The organism is Paenibacillus xylanexedens, from assembly GCF_017874615.1.
GTDB lineage: Bacteria > Bacillota > Bacilli > Paenibacillales > Paenibacillaceae > Paenibacillus > Paenibacillus xylanexedens.
Map to the genome: position 1 here is coordinate 62968 of NZ_JAGIKV010000030.1, position 6000 is coordinate 68967.

Annotated in this window: 4 protein-coding genes; all 4 read left to right on the forward strand. The window is 46.4% G+C overall.

The window, feature by feature from the left end; translation table 11 throughout:
* The first annotated feature begins 59 nt into the window (after positions 1 to 59).
* The 4 genes from J2Z28_RS27450 to metG all read left to right on the forward strand — a co-directional run bounded on the left by J2Z28_RS27450 (position 60) and on the right by metG (position 5849).
* Positions 60 to 2312 carry a stalk domain-containing protein gene (locus tag J2Z28_RS27450; RefSeq protein WP_211085316.1) on the forward strand — a complete coding sequence of 751 codons (2253 nt, stop codon included), beginning with the start codon at positions 60 to 62 and terminating at the stop codon, positions 2310 to 2312.
* Positions 2313 to 2650: 338 nt separating this feature from the next.
* Positions 2651 to 3115 carry a Fur family transcriptional regulator gene (locus J2Z28_RS27455; RefSeq protein WP_017687564.1) on the forward strand — a complete coding sequence of 155 codons (465 nt, stop codon included), beginning with the start codon at positions 2651 to 2653 and terminating at the stop codon, positions 3113 to 3115.
* A gap of 2 nt (positions 3116 to 3117) precedes the next feature.
* Entirely contained in the window at positions 3118 to 3369 is a 252-nt protein-coding gene (gene yidD, locus J2Z28_RS27460) for a membrane protein insertion efficiency factor YidD (RefSeq protein ID WP_017687565.1), read from the forward strand.
* Positions 3370 to 3824: 455 nt separating this feature from the next.
* A complete protein-coding gene (gene metG, locus J2Z28_RS27465) occupies positions 3825 to 5849 on the forward strand; it encodes a methionine--tRNA ligase (protein WP_244988566.1) in 2025 nt (674 codons plus the stop codon).
* Positions 5850 to 6000 lie beyond the last annotated feature (151 nt).

Here is a 6000-nt window from a genome sequence, read left to right on the forward strand (position 1 = left end):
ATATGACTTTTTGAGGGGGATATTTATAAAATGGGAGCAGAAGGAGCCAAAGACAAAGAATGAATTTGAAGAAGAAATTGTCCATACTTACCGCTTTTGCTGTGTTTCAGGCGTTTGCAGTGATTCCTGCCAATGCACAATCAGCAGATCAGAGCGATACTACATCAGTGAATACAGCCAAAGTTAAATCCGTGGAGGTTGTGAAGAAAGAACAAACCATCGCGGAATCCGAAGTGAAATTCGGAACAAACACTCCAACATCAAATAATGAAACAACTGAAGAAGTGAACCCTGAGACAGATGTTCCTACAGGAACAGACGCGACTCCTGTTGAGCCGGTAATTGAACCTACGGACGAAGAAGGTACAGCTGAGGAAACACCAGCACCTGCACCAGTAGAAGTGGAGCAACCATCTACAGGCGGTTCATCTGTTGCTGGAGGCGGGGGTGGAGACCTCACTCTTTATATGAACAGTAATAAAATGATGCAAGATGGCAAGACGTATCTTGCTGGACAGCCGATGGCTGTTAAAAATGGTGTATCCTATGTAGCGATCCGTGCTCTCGTTGACCGGGTTGGCTATGATGTCAAATATGATAACACAACTAAAGAAACGATCATTATTAGTGGTGAAGATGAGCTGCGTTTCAAAACAAACAGCAAGATCTATACCGTTAATGGTGTGTCCAGAACGATGAAGGGCGCGGCTTATCAACAAAAAAATACGTTCATGGTGCCCTTGACTTCAATTACACAGGCTCTGGACATTACGTATAAAGTAAATCAATCTGCCAAAACGGTTGTATTGAATCTGAGTACCAAACCGGTGGCGAGCTTCACGGTACAAAAAGAGGTCTTTGCCGGAGATCAGGTAACCTACACAACCAGATCCAGCTCTCCCAAGGGACTCAGCATTGTAGATGAGCGTTGGACAGGCCGTCAGGATTCATTCGACCAACCAGGTGTATACACAGTAACCTATGCGGTCCAGGATTCAAGTGGTCAATGGAGTGATCCGTATTCGGTTACGATTAAGGTTGAAAGACCGAATCTGCCACCTGTTGCAATGTTTACGACAGATAAAGAAGAATACAAAATGGGTGAGAAAATCACTTATATTGATCAAAGTACAGATGATGAGAATGCAATTGTAAAAACAGAATGGGATAACAATGCACTTGCATTCTTTGTTCCAGGACCGAAGACCGTAACGATTACAGTTACCGATAAACATGGTGCTAGCAATAGCTATACCAAGATGATCAATATTACGGGAGAAACACTTTATAGTGTGACTGACTTCAATCAATTGTTCACACCAGTCGGTGAGAAGTTCACTTTTGACGGTGGTGGAGTACCGGCATTGGAGAAAGTACCTTTCACTTATTATGATGAACCAAGTTTGCTGATCCGCAGTAACAGCCCGGAAACCGTGAATACGGAAGGTATTGTGTACAAGGAATCTTCCTTCGGACAGACACGCTTCATGATTCACCATGTGAACAACACGGGCAAAAACGTAAAAATGTATGTTGTAGCGACAAACAACAATGCATACACGGCGTCCATTGACCAGCAAAACATGGGTTTTGCAGGACCGTCTCCTTTTGCAACGGTAGCTGGAAAGCTGTCCATTGACCGTTGGTTCCAGTCCATGCAGAATGGTACCGGACAAAAGAAAGTGTACATCCAGCCAGGAGAAAGCAAGCTGATTCTCAATGATCTGAGCGTTCTTCCGATGAAACAGGGACAAGTCATTTCCTTGTATTCGGATGTATTCAGTGACTATGAACTGGATTACAACATTATCATGATTGAAGAGAACAAGGACCCGATGGAAGTGTTGTCGAGCCTGCCAGTTCTGGATCGTGATGGAGTTCACAACCGTGGTACCTATCCAAATGCAACACGGATCATTACGTATGATCAAGAAGTAGGGTCGAAACCTGTACGTCTTCCACTCGGAGACAATGCAAGTGATCCAAACCTTGTGGGAACGGACCCTATGGCTTACACGGAAGCGTCCAACGCAGGTAACTTCGGTGTTTTGTACAAAATTACATTGAATAATGTTGCTCCGCGCACGTTGATTTCATTCAACCCTCGTGGAGGCAGATACTCAGGTGTGGCACTCGTGAATGGACAGGTCGTTCAGATTTCCACAGGTAAATCTGTAACTGCACCTAATGAGCAAAGTGTTATGTATCGCACAGGTTCGTACGGCGAGAGTGTAACCATTCTCTTCTCGGCGGCACCAGGAAGTAACTTGCCTGTTAACCTGCTGTTCACGCCGCTTCCGGCTGAAAAGTAATAACATGAACATGCACGGACGGTTTGGAGTGAAAGCTTATATCATATATACCCGTTCACCCCAAAAGTCGCCCGAACGATTGATCATCTGAACCGTCAGGAAGGGACTCCATCAAAATGTAATGTCATTAGCTCAAGCTAGACTAATGGCAATGCATGTGCATGGAGTCCTTTTTATGTGATGTTGGAATGACCTAACCCGGTGTCTTCGTTGACTCTAATCGTAATTTGATGCATTATTAGAGGTATACAAGAAAGTAAAAGTTTTCGCTTTTGCCGAATAAACTGTCGCTCTATGAATGATGCAAAATGCTCGTATGACAGGAGGTGCTTTAGATCATGCTGTCGACAGAACAGATTATTTCGACCATGTCCTCACAGGGGCTTCGCATTACCGATCAGCGGAAAACACTGGCCCGGTTATTTGCCGAGTCTCCGGGGTATCTTACACCCAAGGACGTCTATGAATATATGGGTAAGACTTACAGCGGACTGAGTTTTGACACAGTATATCGTAATTTGCGGGTGATGCAGGAACTGGGTGTACTGGAACAGGTCATCTTCGAAGATGGCGTTAAGTTCAAAGCGCACTGTAGTGAAGATCATCATCACCATCATATGATCTGCCTGAAGTGTCAGAAGACATATCCTATTATTTTTTGCCCGATGCAGCTTGCGGATGCGCCTGAGCAATTTCAGGTTGTAGACCACAAGTTCGAGGTATTTGGATATTGCAAGGACTGTGCAGAGCATGCTCCGGCCAAAGCGGCGTCGGGACATACACACGCTCATGGGAAGCACTGACCATGAAGTTATCGCGCAGAATTGCTCAGGCACCCATTCGGGTGTACCGCAACTATATCTCTCCATTAACACCGCCAACATGTCGGTTCTATCCGAGCTGTTCGGCTTACGCCATGGAGGCGATTGAAGTGCACGGTGCGCTCAAAGGTTCGTTGTTAACAGCGAAACGTATTGCCAAATGTCACCCGTTTCATCCAGGCGGTGTAGATCTGGTGCCACCAAAGGCGGAGAAATCCATGATGGTATCAGAGTAACGATGTAACTTGAAGTATTCGGGTGGCCTGGAAGCAGGCCAGGATTGAACTTGAGTATGCTGTCCACTTGACAAAGGGGTCCGCATTTCAGTATATTTTTCCTATATGATTTTCCAGTGAAGGGATAAGTACAGACACACCCCCAGTGCAGAGAGCCGGATGAGCTGAGAACCGGTCTGGGAGGAGGATGGAATATGGTCCCGGAGGAACCTCTTTCGAGCGTGCAGACAGTGATTTCAGAGCTGCTGTCGTAAGGCTGAGGCGTGATCCAGCGTTAATGGGCGGTCGAAGGACCGACAGAGCCTGTGTTTTGCGAAAAACATGGGGAATTTGGGTGGTAACACGTGAGAGCAACTCTCGTCCCATAGGGGCGGGAGTTTTTTGTGTTCTTTTTTAGTTGTTTTGGACGAAGGGATCACATGAAGCAGGAACATTTGAAGGAGGAGAAGTCATTCATGGCTGACCAAAAAACATTTTATCTGACAACCCCGATTTATTATCCGAGTGACAAATTGCATATTGGGCATGCGTATACAACTGTGGCGGGAGATGCGATGGTTCGTTACAAGCGTCTAAGAGGTTACGATGCTCATTATCTGACAGGAACCGATGAACATGGCCAGAAGATTGAGCGCAAGGCACAAGAGAAAGGACAGACACCGCAAGCTTTTATCGACGATATCGTTGTGGGGATCAAGGAACTGTGGAACAAGTTGGACATTTCCAATGACGACTTTATTCGTACAACTGAAGAACGTCACAAAACCATTGTTCAGGATATCTTTGACCGTTTGCTGAAACAGGGAGATATCTACAAAGGTGAGTACGAAGGCTGGTACAGCATTCCGGATGAGACGTATTACACGGAGACTCAACTGGTGGATGTAGAGAAGAATGAGAATGGTGAGATTATCTCGGCCAAGAGCCCGGATAGCGGACACCCAGTTGAATTGGTCAAAGAAGAATCTTACTTCTTCCGTATGAGCAAATATGCAGATCGTTTGTTGAAATATTATGAAGAGAACCCGGGCTTTATTCAGCCGGAATCCCGTAAGAACGAGATGATCAACAACTTCATCAAGCCAGGTCTTGAAGATTTAGCCGTATCGCGGACTACATTTGAATGGGGCGTCAAAGTTAAAGGCGACCCGAAACACGTGGTTTACGTGTGGATTGATGCGTTGTCCAACTATATTACAGCACTGGGCTACGGTTCATCCGATGCATCCCTGTATAACAAGTTCTGGCCTGCGGATGTACATCTAGTAGGTAAAGAAATTGTTCGTTTCCATACGATCTACTGGCCAATTATGTTGATGGCGCTGGACTTGCCTTTGCCGAAGAAAGTGTTTGCACATGGCTGGTTGTTGATGAAGGATGGCAAGATGTCCAAATCAAAAGGTAATGTCGTTGATCCGGTTACCCTGATTGACCGTTACGGTCTCGATGCACTGCGTTATTACCTGCTGCGTGAAGTACCGTTTGGTTCCGATGGTACGTTTACACCAGAGAGCTTCGTAGAGCGTGTCAACTCCGACCTCGCAAACGATCTGGGTAACCTGTTGAACCGTACCGTTGCCATGGTAGACAAATATTTTGAAGGCAAAGCCCCGGCGTTTGCTTCGAATGTAACGGAATTTGATGCTTCGCTGGAAGAAGCAGGCCATGCTACGGTGGAAAAAGTGGAACAGGCGATGGAAAACTTGCAGTTTTCCGTAGCACTGACAGCGATCAGCCAGTTTGTCAGCCGCACCAACAAATATATTGATGAGACTCAGCCATGGGCGCTGGCTCGTGATGAAGCAAAACGCGATGAATTGGCATCCGTTATGGCTCACCTGATCGAAAGCTTGCGGATTGCTTCCATTCTGTTGCAACCGTTCCTGACACGTGCTCCTCATAAAATCTGGGCACAGCTCGGCATTCAGGAAGGTGAACTTACGGCTTGGGATACAGCCAAGCAATGGGGTCTGGTTCCAACTGGAAACGCATTGCAAAAAGGTGATCCAATCTTCCCGCGTTTGGATTCCGAACAGGAAATTGCTTATATCTCCGAAGCAATGACTGGTGGCCAAAAAGCGGCACAGCCTGAAACAAGTCAAGCAGATGCTGGAGCTTCAGCACCTGTTGAACCGGTAACCGCACCTGAAGGTACGGAAGAGATCGGTATTGACGATTTTGCCAAAGTTGAACTGCGTGTCGCGCAAGTCATTGCCTGCGAACCGGTCAAAAAAGCAGATAAGTTGCTGAAATTGCAGCTCGATCTGGGTTATGAGCAGCGCCAGGTCGTATCTGGAATTGCGAAGTTCTATTCGCCAGAAGAGATGGTTGGACGCAAAGTCATCTGTGTCACGAACCTCAAACCGGTGAAACTTCGTGGTGAATTGTCTCAGGGTATGATCCTTGCAGCATCCCATGGCGACCAACTTACACTTGCTACAGTACCAGACAACATGCCTAATGGCGCACAAGTGAAATAAGAAATCAAATTCCGTCATAAAAATGACTCAAGGAGGCCCGATGTAATTCGGGCCCCTTTTTTGTTATGGCTTTAGCCAGTTGAGTGCGTGAAACGCGCGAAACAAAAAACCACCCGCTATGCGGGTGGAGGGATCGAGGGTTTGACCACCA

What these genes read in the sequence shown, in the direction of transcription:
- J2Z28_RS27455 (WP_017687564.1), top strand. Translation starts at nt 2,651, where the DNA reads ATGCTGTCGACAGAACAGATTATTTCGACCATGTCCTCACAGGGGCTT.
- J2Z28_RS27450 (WP_211085316.1), top strand. Translation starts at nt 60, where the DNA reads ATGAATTTGAAGAAGAAATTGTCCATACTTACCGCTTTTGCTGTGTTT.
- metG (WP_244988566.1), top strand. Translation starts at nt 3,825, where the DNA reads ATGGCTGACCAAAAAACATTTTATCTGACAACCCCGATTTATTATCCG.
- yidD (WP_017687565.1), top strand. Translation starts at nt 3,118, where the DNA reads ATGAAGTTATCGCGCAGAATTGCTCAGGCACCCATTCGGGTGTACCGC.